The following is an 18,083-nucleotide window of genomic DNA, read 5'->3' on the forward strand; positions in this document are numbered from 1 at the left end:
TCTCTGATGGACACCATGCGTGACCGTTTCGCCCCCGTCGTCTCCCGGCTGCTGGACGAGGACCCGCGGGTCGCCGTCGTCCTCGCCGAGATCGGTGCCGACGGCTTCCGGGAGACCATGCGCCGCCACCCCGACCGGGTGATCAACGTCGGCATCCGCGAACAGCTGCTGATCGGGACGGCGGCGGGCCTGGCGCTCACCGGGCTGCGGCCCGTCGTGCACACCTTCGCCAGCTTTCTCGTCGAGCGGCCGTTCGAGCAGGTCAAGCTGGATCTGGGCCACCAGGACGCGGGGGCGGTGCTGGTGAGTGCCGCCGCCTCGTTCGACTGGCCGGCCGGTGGCTTCACCCACATGGCGCCGGGCGACGTGGCCCTCCTCGACACGCTGGACGGCTGGACCGTGCATGTCCCCGGGCATCCCGACGAGGCCGAGACGCTGCTGCGCCACGCGGTCGCCGCGGGCGACGACAAGGTGTACGTGCGACTGTCCGTGCAGTCCAACGGGCAGGGCCGGCCCGTCGACGGGCGGCACTTCCGCACGGTCCGCGCGGGCCGCGCCGGGGTGGTCGTCGCCGTCGGCCCGATGCTGGACACCGTCCTCGCCGCCACCGAGGGCCTGGACGTGACCGTGCTCTACGCGACGACCGTACGGCCCTTCGACGCGGCCGGGCTGCGCCGGGCGACGGAGGCCGCGGGCACGGACGTCGTGCTGGTCGAGCCGTATCTCGCGGGGACGTCGACGGCCGCGGTGAGTGAGGCGCTGTCCGACGTCCCGCACCGGGTGCTCGGCCTCGGCGTGGGGCGCCGCGAGCTGCGCCGCTACGGCACGATCGAGGAGCACGTGGCCGCCCACGGGCTCGACCCCACAGGCCTGCGGCATCGGATCGCCGGCTACCTGGGCGCCGGGCGCACCACCGCCGTATGACGGCACGGGCGGAGGCCGCGCGACCGGGAAGTCGGGGGCCGGCCTCTCAGCGGGCGGGGGCGTCCGCGTCGGCCCGGACCAGGTCGCGTATCGCCGGGACCGCGAGCAGGGCCGCCGCCACGACCAGGCTCACCGCGCCGGCGATCAGCAGGACGTGACCGGCGCCCAGTGCCCCGGCCGCGGGGCCGGCGAGGGCCTGGCCGATGGGCATCATGGCGAGCGAACCGGCCACGTCGTAGGCGTGGATGCGGTTGAGGACGTCGGCCGGGACCTGGGTCTGCACGCTGGTCGCCCACATGACGCCCCAGAACGATATCCCGGCGCCGGCGAGCGCGGCCCCGGCCGCCATGGCCGGTACGCCGAGTCCCGCCCCGACGGCCGCCGGGAAACCGAAGAAGGCGAACAGGGCGACGGCACCCGCCCGGAGCATGCGGCGGGGCCGCAGCCGCAGGGCGATCAGGCCGCCGATCACCGTACCCCCGCCCAGGGCCGAGTTGACCAGGCCGTAGGCGCCCGGGCCGTGGTGCCCGACGACCTCCGTGGCCACCAGCGGGACGGCCGGACCCCATACGGCGATCATGAAGAGGCACCAGACGGCGATCACGCCCCACAACCACGTGCGGGCACGGAACTCCCGCCAGCCGTCGACGAGATCGGCGCGGAAGGCCCGCATGCCGGAGCCGGTGGCGGCGCGGACGCCCGCGGGCGGCGGGGGCAGCCTGAGCAGCAGCAGGCACAGGGCGCTGACCGTGTAGGTGGCGGCGTGCGCGGCGAAGACACCGCCGGGCGAGGCGAGACCGACCAGGACGCCGGCGACGGCCGGGCCGGCGAGCTGGGCGGCGGACTCGGCGATACGGATCGCGCCGTTCGCGCCCTGGATGTCGGCGGCGAGCCGGGGCACCGTACTGGCCACGCCCGGCTGGAAGACGGCCCCGGCGATGCCGTTGACGACCCCGATGGCGCAGATCTGCCACAGCACCACATGCCCGGTGAAGAACAGACCCGCGGCGAGCGACTGGGTGCCGAGCCGGACCAGGTCGGCGCCGATCATCAGTTTCCGGGTGCTGAAGCGGTCGGCGATGACCCCGCCGAAGACGACCAGTCCGGCGAACGCGGCGGTCGTGGCGGCCATGGCGAGACCGACCGCGCCCGCGCCGTAACCCTGCTCCAGCAGGCCGGTGGCGAGAGCCACGGGCAGCATGGTGTCGCCGAGGCGGGCGACGGCCCGGGCCACGAAGAACAGTGCGAAGTCCCGCGACCAGACGGCCGGGCCGCCGGCCGCGGTGCCGCGCACATCCCGTACGGCACTGCCGCGTCGGGCGTCGGTTCCCGTCATGCCCGTGCTCCCCCTCCCCCTCGTGGAGCCGGACTCCCGGCCCCGGCGACGCCGCTCCCCCGCGCTGTGTCCGCCCCGGACCCGCGCCCGGGGTCCGACCGCTGCCCCGCACCACACGTTCCCCCGCGCCCCGGTGCCGCCGCGCGGGATCCTGTCACGCCCCGTTCGCGCGCACCGGGATTTTCACTCCCCGGACTCGCCGTGCTCCACGGACTCCACAGACTGGAGCAACTCGGGATGGGCGTCCAGGAGTCGGGGCGGGGCGGCCTGGCGCCAGGAGTCGGCGAGGATGTCCCGCAGCTCGTCCTCGTCCTCCAGGGCGGCGAGTCTCGCTCTCACCCAGGCGAACTGCGCCTCGTGGCCGGCGACCCAGAACTTCTCCGGTTCGGCCAGCACCAGTTCCTCGCGCTCCTCCTTGGGGCAGCGCACGGCGAGGGAGGTCTCTTCCTCGGGCAGGGTCGCGAACATCTTCCCCGCCACCCGGAAGGTGGGCATGTTCCAGGCGATCTTCTCCGTGGTCTCCGGCAGGGACAGGGCAATACGGCGTACGTCTTCTGCATCCGGCATGCCACGCACCGTAGCTCCCGCCACTGACAGTCACCCCGGGAGCCGTTTGTAGTACAGCGTCGTCGGCCGCAGCCCGCCCGCCGGAGCGGCGGCGTAGTCGGGGATGATGCCGGCCACGGTCCAGCCCGCCGAGCGGTACAGCTCCTCGGCGGCGCTGCCGGTCTCGGTGTCGAGGTGGAGCAGGGTGATCCCGCCGGCCACGGCCGCGTCCTCGGCGATGGCGAGCAGCCGGCGGCCGAGTCCCCGCCCGCGCGCGGAGCGGTGCACCATCAGTTTGACGAGTTCCGCGCGGTGCCGGCTGTTCGGTTTGCCGGGGAAGGCCAGGCCCACCGTGCCGGCCACCCGGTCCGCGGGGTCCACGGCCGCCCAGACGGCGATATGGCCCGCTTCCGTGGCGTCCGCCCGCTCCCGCCACCACGCGACCGCCTCCGCGTGGCCGAGCGGCGCGAGGAAGCCGACCGAGGCGCCGGAGGCCACGGTGTCGGTCAGCAGCGCCGCCAGGTCGGCGGCCCGTTCGCGGACGCGGGCTCCGTCCCAGCGCTCCAGCCTCATGGCCGTACCACCGCCAGCACGTACCGCGCCGCGGCCGGGCCGGCGCAGCGGAACCGGGTCGCCCCGTGGACGCGCATCCGCAGGCAGTCGCCCGCCCCGAGCTCGTGGACCCGGCCGCCGACGGTCACTTCCAGGGCCCCCTCCAGCAGCCATATGTGCTGTTCCAGGCCGGGCACGGGCGGGCGGTCGTAGGCGATGTCCGCGCCGGCGCGGAGGCGGCCCTCGACCAGTTCGCCGCGCAGTCCGGCGTGCGGCGGCGACACCGACCGGCGGACGAACCCGGAGGCACGGTCCTCCCACACCTGCTGGCCGGCGGCCGGCACCAGTGCGGCCGGTGCCGCCTCGACCTCGCTGAGCAGCTGGGACATCGTGCGGCCGTAGACATGGCAGAGCCGGTTCAGGAGGGCGGCGGTGGGGCTGGTCTCCGCCCGTTCGGCACGGGACAGGGTGGACCGGCTCACTCCGCTGCGCTCCGCCAACTCGCCCAGGGTCCAGCCGTGCTGGGCGCGCAGCTCGGCCAGCCGGGCACCGATGAGGTGATCGACGGCGTCCTCGGTTCTCATATGCGGGACGCTATCCCGCGTGTGAGACGGGCCGGTTACGGAGTCCTCACGCCTGCGCGGCCTCGCCCAGGGCCTTGAGCACCGGGCGGATCAGCGGGTGCCCCTCGGCCCCGCGGCGTACGGCGGCGAAGACCCTGCGGGTCGGGGCGACGCCGTCGACGGGCCGCACGACCACGGCGGTGAGATCCATGCCGCGCAGCGCGGAGCGCGGTACGAGGGCGACACCGGCGTCGGCCGAGGCGAGGGCGACGACGGCGCGGAAGTCGTCGGAGGAGTGCTCCAGGCGGGGCTGGAAACCGGCGCTCTCACAGGCCAGGACGACCACGTCGTGGCAGGGGTTGCCGGGATACGGGCCGATCCACGGGTCTTTGGCCAGGTCGGCGAGGGGGACCTCGCGGGCGTCCGCCAGCCGGTGCCCCAGGGGGACGACCGCGTCGAACGGCTCGGCGTACAGCGGGACATGGGTCAGGCGGGGATCGCCGGCGGCCGGGGCGCCCCGGTACTCGACGGCGACCGCGACGTCGACCTGCCGGTCCAGGACCATGGGCAGGCTGGCGTCGCCCTCCGCGTCCTGGACCCGGATCCGGATGCCGGGTGCCGAGGCCGCGAGGCGGGCCACCGCGGGGGCCACGACCTGGGCGATGCCCGTCGCGAACGCCGCCACGGTGACCGTGCCCGCCTCGCCCGAACCGTAGGCGGCCAGCTCGGCCTCGGCCCGCTCCAGCTGGGCGAGGACCGCGTTGGTGTGGCTGAGCAGGATCTCACCGGCCGGGGTGAGCCGGACCCCCTTGGCGCCGCGCTCGACGAGCCGGTGGCCGGTCTCCTGCTCCAGCGCCGTCAGCTGCTGCGAGACGGCCGAGGGGGTGAGGTAGAGCGCGGCGGCCGCCGCGGTGACCGTGCGGTGGTCGGCCACCGCACGGAGGATGTGGAGCCGCCGTGCCTCGATCATGCCCCCGATTATCCCAGGGTGTCCGGCCTGCTCAGGCCTCCAGTTCGGCGCGCGCGGCGATGAACGCGTCGACCGCGCGGTCGACGTCCTGCGTGGAGTGCGCGGCGGACAGCTGGACGCGGATGCGCGCCCGGTCCTGCGGGACGACCGGGTAGGAGAAGCCGATCACGTAGACGCCGCGCTCCAGCAGCAGCTCGGCCATGCGGGCGGCCTTCGCGGCGTCACCGATCATGACGGGGGCGATGGCGTGGTCGCCGGGGAGGATGTCGAAGCCCTCCTCGGTCATCCGGCGGCGGAACAGCGCGGTGTTCTCGGCGAGCTGCACGCGCAGGTCGTCGGCCGACTCCAGCAGGTCGAGGACCTTCAGGGAGGCGGCGGCGATCACCGGGGCGAGGGTGTTGGAGAACAGGTACGGGCGGGAGCGCTGGCGCAGCAGGGCGACGATCTCGGCGCGGGCGGCGACGTAACCGCCGGAGGCGCCGCCGAGGGCCTTGCCGAGGGTGCCGGTGATGATGTCGACGCGGTCCATGACGCCGTGCAGTTCGGGGGTGCCACGGCCGGAGGGGCCGACGAAGCCGACGGCGTGCGAGTCGTCGACCATGACCATGGCGTCGTAACGGTCCGCGAGGTCGCAGATCTCGCGCAGCGGGGCCACGTAGCCGTCCATGGAGAAGACGCCGTCGGTGACGATCAGGCGGCGCCGGGCGTCGGACGCCTCCTTGAGCTTGGTCTCCAGGTCCGCGAGGTCGCGGTTGGCGTAGCGGAAGCGGCGGGCCTTCGACAGGCGGATGCCGTCGATGATGGAGGCGTGGTTGAGGGCGTCGGAGATCACCGCGTCCTCCTCGCCGAGCAGGGTCTCGAAGACACCGCCGTTGGCGTCGAAGCAGGAGGAGTACAGGATCGTGTCCTCCTGGCCGAGGAACGCCGACAGCCGGGCCTCCAGCTCCTTGTGCACCTCCTGGGTGCCGCAGATGAAGCGGACGGAGGCCATGCCGTAGCCCCAGCGGTCCAGGGCCTCGTGGGCCGCGGCGATCACCTCGGGGTGGTCGGCCAGGCCGAGGTAGTTGTTGGCGCAGAAGTTGAGGACCTCGCCGGGACGGCCGCCGGCGGTGACGCCGACGGTCGCGGACTGCGGGGTGCCGATGACCCGCTCGGGCTTGTGCAGGCCGGCGGCGCGGATCTCGTCGAGGGTGGCGCGCAGGTCGTCGCGGACGGTGTCGAACATGGGGTGCTCCTGAAGGCGCAGACGGAGAAGGGGAGTCGGGTCCGGTGCGGGCTACGCGGTCCAGTCGAGGACGACCTTGCCGCCCTTGCCGCCGGCGGCGTCGGCGAAGGCCGCCTCGAAGTCGCGGTACCCGTACCGGCCGGTGATCACGGGGGCGAGGTCCAGACCGCCCTCCAGCAGCACCGACATCGCGTACCAGGTCTCGAACATCTCCCGGCCGTAGATGCCCTTGATGGTGATCATCGAGGTGACGATCCGCGCCCAGTCGACCGGGAACTCCTGTGCGGGCAGGCCGAGCATGGCGATCCGGCCGCCGTGCGTCATGTTGGCGATCATGTCCCGCATGGCCTCGGGACGGCCGGACATCTCCAGGCCGATGTCGAAGCCCTCGCGCAACCCCAGCGCCCGCTGCCCGTCGGCGATCGGGGTCTCGGCGACGTTCAGGGCGAGGCTGACGCCGATCTTGCGGGCCAGCTCCAGGCGCTCCTCGCTGACGTCGGTGATGACGACGTTGCGGGCGCCCGCGTGCCGGGCCACCGCGGCGGCCATCAGGCCGATGGGGCCGGCGCCGGTGATCAGGACGTCCTCACCGACCAGCGGGAAGGACAGCGCGGTGTGCACCGCGTTGCCGAACGGGTCGAAGATCGCGGCGACGTCGAGGTCGACGGGGACGCGGTGCACCCAGACGTTGGCCGCGGGCAGCGCGACGTACTCCGCGAACGCGCCGTCGCGGCCGACGCCGAGACCGACGGTGGCGCGGCACAGGTGGCGGCGGCCGGCCAGGCAGTTGCGGCACTTGCCGCACACCAGGTGGCCCTCGCCGCTGACCCGGTCGCCGATGCGGATGTCGGCCACGTCCCGCCCGGTCTCGACGACCTGTCCGACGAACTCGTGTCCGATCACGAGCGGTGTACGGATCGCCTGCTGGGCCCAGCCGTCCCAGGCCCGGATGTGCAGGTCGGTGCCGCAGATACCGGTCCGCATGACCTTGATCAGTACGTCACCGGGGCCGATGACGGGCTCCGGTACGTCCGTCAGCCGGAGTCCCGGCTCCGCCTTCTCCTTGACCAGCGCCTTCAACGCTACGGCTCCTGTGGGTGAGACCCGGTCCGCGGGCATGCCGAAGCAACCGGGCACCGGGTCGGAGGGGTGGAATCACCCTGCAATCTGCCGTATGCGCGGGCCGGGGTCCATCGAGCTTTTCTTAACCGTCGCCTCAGCTTTCCTTCAGGCCCCTCCCGCCGCCCTCCGGATCACAGGGGCAGGCCGTCCGCCGCGCTCCGTTCGAGGCGTACGACGAGGTCGGCGGCCAGCCCCTTGATGGTCTCCAGGCCGGGCCTGCCCCAGGCACGGGGCGCCATGTCGGCGGCGCACACGGTGCCGAGTGCCATACCGGAGCTGTCGATGAGTGGGGCGCCGAGATAGGAACGGATGCCGTACGCGTCGACGATCGGGTTGCCCGCGAACCGGGGATAGTCGCGGACGTCCTCCAGGACCAGTGCCTTGTGGCGTACCACCACATGGGGGCAGAACCCATGGTCGCGTGGGAGCACCCGGCCGATGCGGGCCCTGCCGCCGTCCTCCCGTACCACCGGGGCGGTCGCCGGGGCGCTCAGGCCCGCGAAGAACTGGTGGTCCTCGCCGACGAAGTTCACCATGGCGTACGGCGCGCCGGTGAGCTGGGCGAGGTGCCCGGCGAAGGCGTCGAGCACGGCGTCGGGCCGGTCCGCCAGGCCGAGCCGGCGCAACCGGTGGACGCGGGCGGGGGCCTCCTTGTCCTCGGGGGTGAGCAGCAGGCCCCGGACCGGCCGGGGCGGCTCGTAGCTCATGGCCGGGCTCCGTCGCTGTGGGCGTACCTCATAGAGGGGCTCCGTACTGGTAGGGCGGGATCACCTGTGGGCGCCGTGGGTGGGCGCGGTCGCCGGGGCGTGGGCGAGGAGATGGCGTACGAGGGTGAGCAGGGTCTGGACTCCGGAGCTGGAGATCCGGGCGTCGCAGCGGACCACCGGTACCTGCGGGTCGAGGTCGATGGCGGAGCGCACCTCCTCGGCGTCGTAACGGTAGGAGCCGTCGAACTCGTTGACGGCGACGACGAAGGCGAGCCCGCGCTCCTCGAAGAAGTCCACGGCGGCGAAGCAGTCCTCCAGGCGCCGCGTGTCGGCGAGGATGACCGCGCCGAGCGCGCCCTCGGACAGCTCGTCCCACATGAACCAGAACCGCTCCTGCCCCGGTGTGCCGAAGAGATAGAGGACGTGCTGCGGATCGAGGGTGATCCGGCCGAAGTCCATGGCGACGGTGGTCTCCATCTTGTTCTCGATGCCGTCGAGACTGTCCGTGCCGACGCTGACCGTGGTGAGCAGCTCCTCCGTGCTGAGCGGCGCGATCTCGCTGACCGCTCCCACGAAGGTCGTCTTGCCGACCCCGAACCCGCCCGCGACGAGGATCTTGAGTGCGGTGGGGAACGGGTCAGAGCTGTCGTCGTAGTCCATCGAGCACTGCCTCCAGCAGAGACCGGTCAGTGGGAGTGTGGTGGTAGGCGGGCGGCTTGGTGGTCAGCGCCCCGCAGTCGACCAGGTCCGACAGGAGCACCTTGGTCACCACGGCGGGCAGTCGGAGCTGGGCGGCCAGCTCGGCGACCGAGACGGGCGCGCGGCACAGGTCGAGGGCCTGCGCGTATTCGGGCCCGAGGTAGCCCAGCGGGGTGACGCCGGTGGACATCACCTGCGACATCAGGTCGAGGGCGACGCTGGGTCTGGTACGGCCGTTGCTGACCGTGAACGGCCGCACCAGGCGGCCGGCCGCGGCGTCCAGCCAGGGCCCGTCACCGGCCGCGGTCACGCTCAAGGCCTCGTCGCCGTGGGTTCGACGGTGTGCTGCCGGGGCGCGGTCACCAGATAGGGGCGGACGCTCTTGACCAGCATCGCCATCTCGTAGCCCAGCACCGCCGCGTCGGCCTCACGGCCGGCGAGCACGGCGAGGCAGGTGCCGGAGCCGGCGGTGGTGACGAACAGCAGCGTGGAGGCGAGTTCGACGACGACCTGGCGTACCTCGCCGCCGTCGCCGAACCGGACGCCCGCGCTGCGGCCGAGGGAGTACAGGCCGGAGGCCAGGGCCGCCATGTGGTCGGCGCTGTCGTGGTCGAGGCCGTGCACGGACTTGACCAGTCCGTCGCAGGACAGGAGCACCGCGCTGCTGGTGTGCGGTACGCGCTGCACGAGGCCGCTCAGCAGCCAGTCGAGGTCGGACGCGTGGGCGGTCGGCGCTTCGCTCGCCATGGTGGATCGACTCCTTGCGGTACGAAGGTGTGGGGGCGCGCTGGGGGCGGGGGTACGGCGTACGCGTGCGGGGGCGGTCATCCGGCCGGCGCGCTCCCCCCGGTCCGGCCGGTACCGCGGATGCCTTCGGGCACGGGCACGGGCACATGGGCGTGCGGCTGGGGGGTGGGGGGCGGACCCATGTGGCCCGAACCCATGTGGCCCGAACCCATGTGGTCCGAACCCATGCCGGACGGCTCCATGACCGGCGCCTGCCCGGACGTCGGGTTCTCGTACGTCGGGTTCTCGTACGTCGGGTTTTCGTACGTCGGGTTCTCGTACGTCGGGTCCAGGTGCTGCCGGGCCTCGGCGAGTCCGATTCCGCGCTGGAAGGCGGCCATCAGACCGGGGTCGTGGCCGGCGACGGTGTCGGTGTCCTGGCGAGGCGCGGGGCCGCCGCGCAGCTGGGGCACGAGGTGTTCCTGGGCGCGGCGTCTGGGCAGCTGGGGTTTGTCCATGGTGCCGCGCACGGCGTCGGCGCGGGGGGTGGGCAGGATGCCGGCATGGGCCTCCACGACCGGCCGGTCCGCGGCGCTGACACCGGGCAGGACCGCGGCGGGGGTGGGCCGCGCCCGCTGGGCGCCGCGCACGGGAAGCGGTGCCGGGACACCGTCATGGCGTACGTGTCCGGCGTCCTCGGCGGCACGCCCCCCGGAACCGTTCTCCGCATCGGCCGGTCCGGCACCGGTCGGCCCGGTGCCGCTCTCCGCGCCGCGCCGCCCGGGTCCGCGCTGGGCGTGCCGCCGTCGTCCGGTGGCCGGAGCCTGCCCCGCACCCGCCCCGGCCTCGGACGCGCCCGCGACGGCGAAGCCACTCCCGGCGTCACCTTCCGGTCCGCCCGCGGTGCCCGCCACGGCCGGGCTCCCCGCGACATGCGGGCTCCCTGCCGCGGCCGTGCTGCCGGCTCCGGTCGCGTACCCGGCGCCGGGCGGATCCGCGGCAGCCGTCGTCACCGCTGTGCCCACCTGCCCGGCACCGCCCTGACCGGGAGTCACGCCACCCGGTGTCCGCGGCTGTGGTGGCGCCACGGCGTCCGCGCCCACGGTGGCCGGCGCACTGCCCAGCAACGCCTGCGGGACGACGAGGACGGCCTGCACCCCGCCGTAGATGTTGCTCTGGAGCCGGACGTGGATGCCGTGTCTGCGGGCGAGTTGGGAGACGACGTAGAGGCCGATCCGGCCGTCGGCCAGCAGGCTGGCGACGTTGACCTGGTCGGGGTCGGCGAGCAGCGCGTTCATCCGGTTCTGCTCGGTGACGGGCATGCCGAGCCCGCGGTCCTCGACCTCCACGGCGAGCCCGGCGGTGACGAGGCTGGCGCGCAGCAGCACCGGGGTGTGCGGTGCCGAGAACACCGTGGCGTTCTCGATGAGTTCGGCGAGCAGGTGGATGACGTCGGCGACGGCGTGGCCGCGCAGTTCGCCGTCGATCGGCGGCACCAGTTTCACCCGGGAGTACTGCTCGACCTCGGCGATGGCGGAACGCAGCACCTCGGTCATGTCGACCGGGTTGCTCCACTGCCGCCGGGAGACCGCGCCACCGAGCACGGCGAGGTTCTCGGCGTGCCGCCGGATACGGGTGGCCAGGTGGTCGACGTGGAACAGGCCCTTGAGGAGGTCGGGGTCCTCGATCTCGTTCTCGAGGTCGTCGAGGATCGAGATCTCGCGGTGCACGAGGGACTGGAGCCGGCGCGCGAGGTTGACGAACACCTCGAGTTTCTGCTCGCTGCCCGCCTGGCTGGAGAGCTGGGCGGCGCGCACGACGGCGGTGACGGCGCCGTCGTGCGCGCGGGCCAGGTCGGCGGCGAGCAGTTCGAAGTCGTCGGCGTCCGCGGGGGGCCGGCGGCGCGGGCCGCGCCGGGGCGGAGCCTCCCCCTGGCGCAGCGCGTCGACCAGGTCGTGCAGGTCGGCCTCGCCGAGCGCGGCGGTGCGGCGCAGGGCGTCGACGCGGTCGGCGACCGAGCGGGCGGCGCGGTCGGCGGCCACGGCGGCGATGAGGATGCCGGCGACGGCCACGGTGACCGCTCCGGCGAGCACGGCCCACAGGGTGGGGCCGGTGCGTACGCCGGTGGAGCGGATGCTGACGAGGACGGCGGCGGTGGCGCCGAGGGCGACAGCGAGGGGCGGCAGGACGGCGAGCCGCATGAGCTGGGGCCGTATGTGCGTCTCGGGCAGTGCGGGAGCGGGTCGGGCGACCGGTCGCCCGTGCCGGCCGCCCTCGCGGCGCTCGGCACGGGTGGCCGGTGCTCGGAGGTGAGACATCTGCGTCCTCGTACTGGTCCGTCGGGCCTAAGGGTGTCCTGCGGTGCGCGCTGCGGACAGGCGTCACCGCGCCGTCGGCGACGGAACCGGGAGACCCGGCCGCGCGTCGCCCGGCAGACACTCACCGTAGTTGCCTGCGCCTCATGTGCGGAGGGCAGTTGACAAACTCCCGCCAGGAGCGTCCCGCTCTGGTATTAAGCGTCGTACGCCGGACCGATAACTCGACTGAACAGCTGGGGCCGTTTCGGAAGTCGGCGAAAAGAGCTGGTCGAAAGCGGTCGGAAAAAGAAGGTGGGGCGGAGCGGGCCGGGAGGGCGGTTCCTGGTCGCCGTCCGGCGGCGCCCGCCTCTCGACGTGGCCTGCGCGTGCTTCCCGCTTCCGCGCAGGCGCCCCCACCCCCGCCTCAAAATCACTGACGGTGACGCTATGGCCTTGGATGATCGGTGTTCTTCGAGGCCGTGCTCAGCCGGCCAGGTGCCGCCTCCTCGGGGCCGAGGCCGTGGAGCCGCGTACCACCAGTTCCGGCATGAAGACGAACTCGCTGTGCGGCGCGGGCGTCCCGCCCACCTCCTCCAGCAGCGCGCGCACCGCGGCCTGGCCCATCGCGGGCACCGGCTTGCGGATCGTGGTCAGGGGCGGATCGGTGAAGGCGATCAGGGGCGAGTCGTCGAAGCCGACGACGGAGAAGTCCCGGGGCACCGCCAGGCCGCGCTGCCGGGCCGCCCGTACCGCTCCGAGCGCCATCATGTCGCTGGCACAGACCACCGCCGTGCAGTCCCGGTCGATGAGGGCCGCCGCGGCGGCCTGGCCGCCCTCCAGGGTGTAGAGGGAGTGCTGGATCAGCGTCGACTCGACCATGTCCGGCGGCAGGTTCAGCTGGTCCTCCAGCGCCCGTACGAAGCCCTCGATCTTGCGCTGGACGGGGACGAAGCGCTTGGGGCCCACGGCCAGACCGATGCGGGTGTGGCCCAGGGAGACCAGGTGGGCCACCGCCAGGGGCATCGCCGCACGGTCGTCGGGCGAGATGAACGGAGCCTGCACCTTCGCCGAGAAGCCGTCCACGAGGACGAACGGCACGCCCTGGGCGCGCAGATGCCCGTAGCGCCGCATCTCGGCGGTGGTGTCCGCGTGCAGCCCGGAGACGTAGATGATGCCCGCCACCGGGCGTTCCACCAGCATCTCGGTCAGTTCGTCCTCCGTGGACCCGCCGGGGGTCTGCGTGGCGAGCACCGGGGTGTAACCCTGTCTGGTCAGCGCCTGCCCGATGACCTGCGCGAGCGCCGGGAAGATGGGGTTGTCCAGCTCCGGGGTGATCAGGCCGACCAGGCCCTCGCTGCGCTGCCGCAGCCGCAGCGGGCGCTCGTAGCCCAGCACATCGAGGGCGGCCAGGACGGCCTGCCGGGTACCGGCGGCGACGCTCGGCTTTCCGTTGAGGACCCGGCTGACGGTCGCTTCGCTCACCCCAGCCTGCGCGGCGATGTCGGCGAGCCGAATGGTGACGGGGACGGTCTGTACCGGACGCATGTCAGGCTGCCCACCACACGGCACAATCCCCGGGCAGCACCGTCGTCCCGGCACCCGGTGTTCAACACACCGGACGCCACGCGGAACGGCTTCGCGACGGGCACGCTGGAGTGGTGCGCGGCCAACGGCGTCCGGCTACAGGCCTGGGGCCCGCTCGCCCGGGGCCGCTTCACCACCCGCACGGACACGGGGGTGAACCGGCTCGTCGCGGACCTCGCCCGGCGCAAGGGCACCACACCGGAGACCGTCCTGCTGTGGTGGCTCCAGCGCCATCCGGCGGGCATCACCCCCGTCGTCGGCACCACCCGCCCCGAGCGCATCGGCGCCTGCGGGGACGCGGTGTCCCGCGATCCGGAACTCACTCACGAGGAGTGGTACGAGTTGTGGGTCGCCGCCCGCGGCGCCCCACTGCCCTGACGGGACTCCCGCCGGGCGTACGGGCGAGTGAGCGGGCGCGGCCGTGGGCGGACGGCCGGCTTCGCCGCGGAGCCCGTCATGTGCTCACTGGATGATGCGCGCGCCGCGCGCGGCGGAGAGCCAGTGCGGGAACTCCCGCAGGAGCCGGTCGTACAGCAGCCCGCTGTCCACCGAGCGGGGATCCGGTCCGGCGTGGAAGAAGCCGGCATTGTCGACGACGCGGCGCTCGGGAACGGCCAGGGTGTCGAGGCGGCGCAGGAAGGCGAACTCGTTGTCGTCGGGGTCGCCGAAGCCGACGAACTGCCAGAACAGCGGCAGTCGAGCTGCTTTGCACAGGTAGCGTTCGGCGGCCGGCCTGCTGGTGGGTCCGCCGTCCGTCTGGAAGACGACCAGGGCGGGGTCGGTGCTGCCGGACTCGAGGTAGTGGTCGATGACCGCGTCCATGGCCCAGTGGTAGTTCGTGCGTCCCATGTGGCCGAGGTTCTCGTGCAGCTTGTCGATGCGTCCTTGATGGTCGCCAAGGCGCAGGTCGGTGGATCCGTCGACATCGGTGGAGAAGAACACGACGGGCACGGTGCCGTCGTCGTCCAGATGGGCGGACAGGGAGAGCACCTGTTCCCCCAGGTGCTGCATGGTGCCGTCCCGGTAGTAGCGCCGCATCGAGCCGGACCGGTCCAGCACCAGGTACACCGCGGCGCGCACTCCCTCCAGGCCGTGCGCCTCAAGGCTGGAGCCGGCCTCCTTGTAGAGGCTGACAAGGCCGGGTGCGGCGTCCCGCACCTTCGACAGGCTGATCGCAGGGGCGGTGTCGTACACGTCGGTCATGGTGCCCCGTCTCGTCCCGGAGCCGACCGTACCGCTACGCGAAGCAGGTCGGCTCCGGCAGCTCCCGTCACCACGCGGAACCGGGCCGTCCCGCGCGGCTCGTCCCCGACCGACGTCACCGCTCACCGGCGAGGTCGAGCTCACCCCTGCTCGTCCCGGCCGCGCCCGCGGTACCGCGGGAACCCCGCCAGGGACGCGCGATCGGGCCGGACACCGCCCGCCACCACGCCTCCACCGGCAGCTTCCCGGCAGGCTCGAACGGCTCGCCCGGCCGGGGGAACGCCACCGTCTGCCCCGCTTCCTCGGCCACGTCCCGCATCCATTCCCCCGGCTCCGCCCACGCGTGCGGGGCCAGGTTGAAGGTGCCCCAGTGGATCGGCAGGAGCACGCCGTGCGGGGCCCCGCCCTGGAGGTCGAGGTGGGCGCGCACACCTTCTTCGGGAGTCATGTGGATCTCGGTCCAGAACTCGCTGTACGCCCCGACCTGGATCATCGTGGCGTCGAACGGGCCGTGCCCGGCGCCGATGTCCTTGAAGCCGTCGAAATAGCCGGTGTCACCGCTGTGGTAGATCCGGTGCTCCGCGCCGGCTACGGCCCAGGACGCCCAGAGGGTGTGCTGGGTGTTGCGCAGGCCCCGGCCGCAGAAGTGGCGGGCCGGGGTGGCGGTGAGGGTGAGGCCGCCGATCCGGGTGGACTCGTGCCAGTCCAGCTCGCGCAGCCGGTCCGGGGAGACGCCCCAGTGTTCCAGGTGGGCGCCGACGCCCAGCGGCACGGCGAACAGCGTGTCGGTGCCGGCCAGCGCCTTGATCGTGGGCAGGTCCAGGTGGTCGTAGTGGTCGTGGGAGATGACGACGACGTCGACCGGTCCCAGCGCGGCCAGCGGCAGCGGCACCGGGTGCAGCCGCTTGGGCCCGGCGAACGGGAACGGGGAGCAGCGCTCGCCCCAGACGGGGTCGAACAGGACCCGGTGCCCGTCGATCTCCGCGAGCACGCTGGAGTGGCCCACCCAGGTGAGCCGGAGGCCGGTGGCGGGCGGCCGGGCCAGGTCGGCGTAGGTCGTGGGGTGCACCGGGACGGTGCCCCTGGGGGCGCGCAGGGGCCGGGTGTCCTTGTCGAGGAACACCTTGGCGACGTCGAGCGTGGAGCCGGCGGGGCGGGTGCGTGCGGGGCCGCCCGGGTTCTGGAAGACACCGTCCTTGAAGTGGGGCGAGCGGCGGATGCGTGCCAGGCGCTCGCCGCCCGGGTCCGCGCCGAAGGCCGCGGGCCGCAGCGCGCGGAGCCCGGAGTTCGGGGAACGCAGACCGGTCACGGTACCTCCCGGTGGAGTGGGTGAGGTTTCCATTATGGTCGGCCCCGCCGACAGTCCCGACCCGCCGGGGTGCCGACTGCCGTCAGCGGGCTTCCGCCGAACACGTTGACAGCTGCCGGACCGGCTCCTAATACTGACCCACCGTTCAGTACCACCCGCTGTCGCACCGTCCGGCCGGCAGCCTCGGAGCTGCGCCCCGGCCCCTTTGGAGACCCCGTGACCGCCCCTTGGATGTCGCTCGTCTGGACCGACCACGTCACCGGCCGCCGGGGCTTCCTGGTGGTGGACCGGCTGGTGCGGGGCGTGGCCAGCGGCGGACTGCGGATGCGGCCCGGCTGCACACTGGAGGAGGTGACGGGGCTCGCCCGCGGCATGACCATGAAGGAGGCCCTGCACTACCGCCCCGGGGCCCGCTACATCCCGCTCGGCGGCGCGAAGGGCGGCATCGACTGCGACCCGCGGGACCCGGGGGCGTACGGGCTCCTCGTGCGGTACCTGCGCGCCGTGCGGCCGTACGTCGAGACCTGCTGGACCACCGGCGAGGACCTCGGCCTCGGTCAGGAGACGGTGGACCGCGCGGCGGCCGAGGCGGGGCTGGTCTCCTCCGTCCAGGCGGTGTATCCGCTGCTGGACGACGAGGCGGCGGCCCGCGGGCGGCTCGCGGACGCCTTCGCGGTCGAGGTGGACGGCATCGGCCTGGACGAGCTGGCCGGCGGCTGCGGGGTCGCCGAGTCGGTGCTCGCGGCCCTGGACCGGGCGGGAGTGCCGTACGCGGGGACCCGGGTCGCCGTGCAGGGTCTCGGCACGATGGGCGGGGCCACCGCCCGTTTCCTCGTTCGCGCGGGCCTGACGGTGGTGGCCGTCGCCGACATCAAGGGCACGATCGCCAACCCGGCGGGCCTCGACGTCGAGGCCCTGCTGGCGGCGCGGGACGGCTACGGCACCGTGGACCGCCGGGTGCTCGGCCCGGACGACCTCGAACTGTCCGGGGACGCCTGGCTGTCCGCGGCGGCTGAGGTGCTGGTGCCGGCGGCCGTGTCGTACGCGATCGACACCGTGAACCAGGAGGAGATCGGCGCCCGTTGGATCGTCGAGGCCGCCAACATGCCGGTCGTTCCGGAGGCGGAGGAGCTGCTCGCCGCGCGCGGGGTGACGGTGCTGCCGGACGTGGTCGTCAACTCCGCGACCAACGCCTGGTGGTGGTGGACGCTGTTCGGTGACATCGGTGCCGACGCCGAGGAGGCGTTCGCGTACATCCGCCGCTCGATGCGCGCCCTGGTCGGCCTGACGCTCGACCGCGCGTCGGCCGACGGGACGAGCCCGCGGGCGGCCGCGCACGCCCTCGCGGCCGACCGGCTGCCGCTGATCGCGGAGCGTTTCGGCTGGTACCGGTGACGAACCCGGGAAGGGAGCGGACGGCGCGGGCCGGCAGGGGGACGCCGGACGGCTTCGGCGACCGGGGGACAACGGCTAGGGTGACGGCGTGGCGAGAGTGCGGTTGAGCGTGGCGGAGCGGCAGGAGGAACTGCTGCGGGCCGCCATCGAGCAGATCGAGGAGCGGGGCGTGGCGGCGGTCAGGATCGCCGACGTGGCCGCGACCCTCGGTGTGAGCAACGCGCTGGTGCTGTACCACTTCTCGACGAAGGAGAAGCTGGTCGCCGCCGCCTTCACGTACGCGGCGGCGGACGATCTCGCGCATCTTCGCGGGCTGCTGGGGCGCCGGACGACCGCGCTGCGCCGGCTGCGGGCGGCGGTGCGCTGGTACGCGCCGACCGGGCAGGCCAAGGGATGGCGGCTGTGGATCGAGGGCTGGGCGGTGGCCCTGCGCGAGCCCGCGCTCCGCGATGTCACCCGGGACCTGGACAGGCAGTGGAAGGCGGCCATCGCGGAGGTCATCGCCGAGGGTGTGGCGGCCGGTGAGTTCGTGTGCGCGGACCCGGCCGGTGCGGCGCTGCGGCTGACCGCGCTGCTGGACGGTCTGGCCGTACAGCTGACGTCCTACCCGGGCGGGGTGCCGCGGGCCCGCGCCCAGGAGTGGGTGGACGACGCCCTCGCCCGGGAACTCGGCCTGGACCGGCAGGCGTTGGCCGGCCGCGAGCGCTGAGCGCGCTTACCGGGGCCGGGGCAGGCCGCACCGCCCCGGCGGCACATGCCCGCACCGGGCAGGCGGCGGGGCCCGGGACCGGCAGGCGCCGAAGGCGGGACCGGCATACGCCCAGGCCCGCACCGGGCAGGCGCCGAAACCCGGGACCGCGCAGGCGGCGAAGCGCGGGACCGGGCACACGCCGCAGCCCGGGACCGGCATGCGCCCAAGCCGGCA

19 protein-coding genes are annotated in these 18,083 nt (G+C 73.6%); 4 read left to right on the forward strand and 15 right to left on the reverse strand.

The window, feature by feature from the left end; all coding sequences use genetic code 11:
* Positions 1-6: 6 nt before the first annotated feature.
* A complete protein-coding gene (locus AB0F03_RS25960) occupies positions 7-924 on the forward strand; it encodes a transketolase C-terminal domain-containing protein (protein ID WP_361996063.1) in 918 nt (305 codons plus the stop codon).
* Between the two features lie 46 nt (positions 925-970).
* On the opposite strand, the gene AB0F03_RS25965 is transcribed toward AB0F03_RS25960, so the two are convergent.
* From AB0F03_RS25965 to AB0F03_RS26025, 13 genes are all read right to left on the reverse strand, one after another.
* Complete coding sequence (locus tag AB0F03_RS25965; RefSeq protein WP_361996065.1) at positions 971-2,260, reverse strand: MFS transporter; 1,290 nt, start codon at positions 2,258-2,260, stop codon at positions 971-973.
* A 183-nt stretch (positions 2,261-2,443) separates the two neighbouring features.
* Positions 2,444-2,827 carry an MmcQ/YjbR family DNA-binding protein gene (locus AB0F03_RS25970; protein ID WP_361996067.1) on the reverse strand — a complete coding sequence of 128 codons (384 nt, stop codon included), beginning with the start codon at positions 2,825-2,827 and terminating at the stop codon, positions 2,444-2,446.
* A gap of 30 nt (positions 2,828-2,857) precedes the next feature.
* The gene (locus tag AB0F03_RS25975; protein ID WP_361996068.1) at positions 2,858-3,379 is read right to left on the reverse strand and encodes a GNAT family N-acetyltransferase; all 522 of its coding nucleotides are present in this window, start codon (positions 3,377-3,379) and stop codon (positions 2,858-2,860) included.
* Positions 3,376-3,942, reverse strand: a complete 567-nt coding sequence (locus AB0F03_RS25980; protein ID WP_361996070.1) for an XRE family transcriptional regulator — start codon at positions 3,940-3,942, stop codon at positions 3,376-3,378. Before AB0F03_RS25980 ends, AB0F03_RS25975 begins: the two co-directional genes overlap by 4 nt.
* A gap of 46 nt (positions 3,943-3,988) precedes the next feature.
* Positions 3,989-4,891: a LysR family transcriptional regulator gene (locus AB0F03_RS25985; RefSeq protein WP_361996072.1), complete on the reverse strand. Its 903-nt coding sequence runs from the start codon at positions 4,889-4,891 to the stop codon at positions 3,989-3,991.
* Positions 4,892-4,922: 31 nt separating this feature from the next.
* Positions 4,923-6,116, reverse strand: coding sequence for a glycine C-acetyltransferase (locus AB0F03_RS25990; RefSeq protein WP_361996073.1), 1,194 nt, complete (start codon positions 6,114-6,116; stop codon positions 4,923-4,925).
* A 51-nt stretch (positions 6,117-6,167) separates the two neighbouring features.
* Positions 6,168-7,196 (reverse strand): L-threonine 3-dehydrogenase, encoded by a 1,029-nt coding sequence (gene tdh, locus AB0F03_RS25995; protein ID WP_361996075.1) that lies wholly within the window; start codon positions 7,194-7,196, stop codon positions 6,168-6,170.
* A gap of 173 nt (positions 7,197-7,369) precedes the next feature.
* Positions 7,370-7,945 (reverse strand): GAF domain-containing protein, encoded by a 576-nt coding sequence (locus AB0F03_RS26000; RefSeq protein ID WP_361996077.1) that lies wholly within the window; start codon positions 7,943-7,945, stop codon positions 7,370-7,372.
* Between the two features lie 60 nt (positions 7,946-8,005).
* Positions 8,006-8,605, reverse strand: a complete 600-nt coding sequence (locus tag AB0F03_RS26005; protein WP_361996079.1) for an ATP/GTP-binding protein — start codon at positions 8,603-8,605, stop codon at positions 8,006-8,008.
* On the reverse strand, positions 8,583-8,954 hold the full coding sequence (locus AB0F03_RS26010) for a DUF742 domain-containing protein (protein WP_361996232.1): 372 nt from the start codon (positions 8,952-8,954) through the stop codon (positions 8,583-8,585). The genes AB0F03_RS26005 and AB0F03_RS26010 overlap by 23 nt, the downstream gene beginning before the upstream one ends.
* Positions 8,955-8,956: 2 nt before the next feature.
* Positions 8,957-9,391, reverse strand: coding sequence for a roadblock/LC7 domain-containing protein (locus AB0F03_RS26015; protein WP_361996081.1), 435 nt, complete (start codon positions 9,389-9,391; stop codon positions 8,957-8,959).
* A 77-nt stretch (positions 9,392-9,468) separates the two neighbouring features.
* A complete protein-coding gene (locus AB0F03_RS26020) occupies positions 9,469-11,688 on the reverse strand; it encodes an ATP-binding protein (protein WP_361996083.1) in 2,220 nt (739 codons plus the stop codon).
* Positions 11,689-12,150: 462 nt separating this feature from the next.
* On the reverse strand, positions 12,151-13,212 hold the full coding sequence (locus AB0F03_RS26025; protein ID WP_361996085.1) for a LacI family DNA-binding transcriptional regulator: 1,062 nt from the start codon (positions 13,210-13,212) through the stop codon (positions 12,151-12,153).
* Between the two features lie 57 nt (positions 13,213-13,269).
* Here AB0F03_RS26025 and AB0F03_RS26030 point away from each other — a divergent pair, with 57 nt between their 5' ends.
* On the forward strand, positions 13,270-13,629 hold the full coding sequence (locus AB0F03_RS26030) for an aldo/keto reductase (RefSeq protein ID WP_361996087.1): 360 nt from the start codon (positions 13,270-13,272) through the stop codon (positions 13,627-13,629).
* Positions 13,630-13,713: 84 nt separating this feature from the next.
* Here the strand turns inward: AB0F03_RS26030 and AB0F03_RS26035 are convergent, their stop codons facing one another.
* Together AB0F03_RS26035 and AB0F03_RS26040 are read right to left on the reverse strand one after the other, a co-directional pair.
* Positions 13,714-14,454 (reverse strand): VWA domain-containing protein, encoded by a 741-nt coding sequence (locus AB0F03_RS26035; RefSeq protein ID WP_361996089.1) that lies wholly within the window; start codon positions 14,452-14,454, stop codon positions 13,714-13,716.
* Between the two features lie 115 nt (positions 14,455-14,569).
* Positions 14,570-15,763, reverse strand: a complete 1,194-nt coding sequence (locus AB0F03_RS26040; protein ID WP_361996091.1) for an MBL fold metallo-hydrolase — start codon at positions 15,761-15,763, stop codon at positions 14,570-14,572.
* A 216-nt stretch (positions 15,764-15,979) separates the two neighbouring features.
* Between AB0F03_RS26040 and AB0F03_RS26045 the strand changes: the two genes are divergently transcribed.
* Together AB0F03_RS26045 and AB0F03_RS26050 are read left to right on the forward strand one after the other, a co-directional pair.
* Complete coding sequence (locus AB0F03_RS26045) at positions 15,980-17,158, forward strand: Glu/Leu/Phe/Val dehydrogenase dimerization domain-containing protein (protein ID WP_361996093.1); 1,179 nt, start codon at positions 15,980-15,982, stop codon at positions 17,156-17,158.
* A gap of 88 nt (positions 17,159-17,246) precedes the next feature.
* Positions 17,247-17,867, forward strand: coding sequence for a TetR/AcrR family transcriptional regulator (locus AB0F03_RS26050; RefSeq protein ID WP_361996095.1), 621 nt, complete (start codon positions 17,247-17,249; stop codon positions 17,865-17,867).
* The last annotated feature ends 216 nt before the right edge of the window (positions 17,868-18,083 follow it).

It is taken from the genome of Streptomyces sp. NPDC028722 (assembly GCF_040637655.1).
GTDB lineage: Bacteria > Actinomycetota > Actinomycetes > Streptomycetales > Streptomycetaceae > Streptomyces.

What these genes read in the sequence shown, in the direction of transcription:
- AB0F03_RS25960 (WP_361996063.1), top strand. Translation starts at nt 7, where the DNA reads ATGGACACCATGCGTGACCGTTTCGCCCCCGTCGTCTCCCGGCTGCTG.
- AB0F03_RS25965 (WP_361996065.1), bottom strand. Translation starts at nt 2,260, where the DNA reads ATGACGGGAACCGACGCCCGACGCGGCAGTGCCGTACGGGATGTGCGC.
- AB0F03_RS25970 (WP_361996067.1), bottom strand. Translation starts at nt 2,827, where the DNA reads ATGCCGGATGCAGAAGACGTACGCCGTATTGCCCTGTCCCTGCCGGAG.
- AB0F03_RS25975 (WP_361996068.1), bottom strand. Translation starts at nt 3,379, where the DNA reads ATGAGGCTGGAGCGCTGGGACGGAGCCCGCGTCCGCGAACGGGCCGCC.
- AB0F03_RS25980 (WP_361996070.1), bottom strand. Translation starts at nt 3,942, where the DNA reads ATGAGAACCGAGGACGCCGTCGATCACCTCATCGGTGCCCGGCTGGCC.
- AB0F03_RS25985 (WP_361996072.1), bottom strand. Translation starts at nt 4,891, where the DNA reads ATGATCGAGGCACGGCGGCTCCACATCCTCCGTGCGGTGGCCGACCAC.
- AB0F03_RS25990 (WP_361996073.1), bottom strand. Translation starts at nt 6,116, where the DNA reads ATGTTCGACACCGTCCGCGACGACCTGCGCGCCACCCTCGACGAGATC.
- AB0F03_RS26000 (WP_361996077.1), bottom strand. Translation starts at nt 7,945, where the DNA reads ATGAGCTACGAGCCGCCCCGGCCGGTCCGGGGCCTGCTGCTCACCCCC.
- AB0F03_RS26005 (WP_361996079.1), bottom strand. Translation starts at nt 8,605, where the DNA reads ATGGACTACGACGACAGCTCTGACCCGTTCCCCACCGCACTCAAGATC.
- AB0F03_RS26015 (WP_361996081.1), bottom strand. Translation starts at nt 9,391, where the DNA reads ATGGCGAGCGAAGCGCCGACCGCCCACGCGTCCGACCTCGACTGGCTG.
- AB0F03_RS26020 (WP_361996083.1), bottom strand. Translation starts at nt 11,688, where the DNA reads ATGTCTCACCTCCGAGCACCGGCCACCCGTGCCGAGCGCCGCGAGGGC.
- AB0F03_RS26025 (WP_361996085.1), bottom strand. Translation starts at nt 13,212, where the DNA reads ATGCGTCCGGTACAGACCGTCCCCGTCACCATTCGGCTCGCCGACATC.
- AB0F03_RS26035 (WP_361996089.1), bottom strand. Translation starts at nt 14,454, where the DNA reads ATGACCGACGTGTACGACACCGCCCCTGCGATCAGCCTGTCGAAGGTG.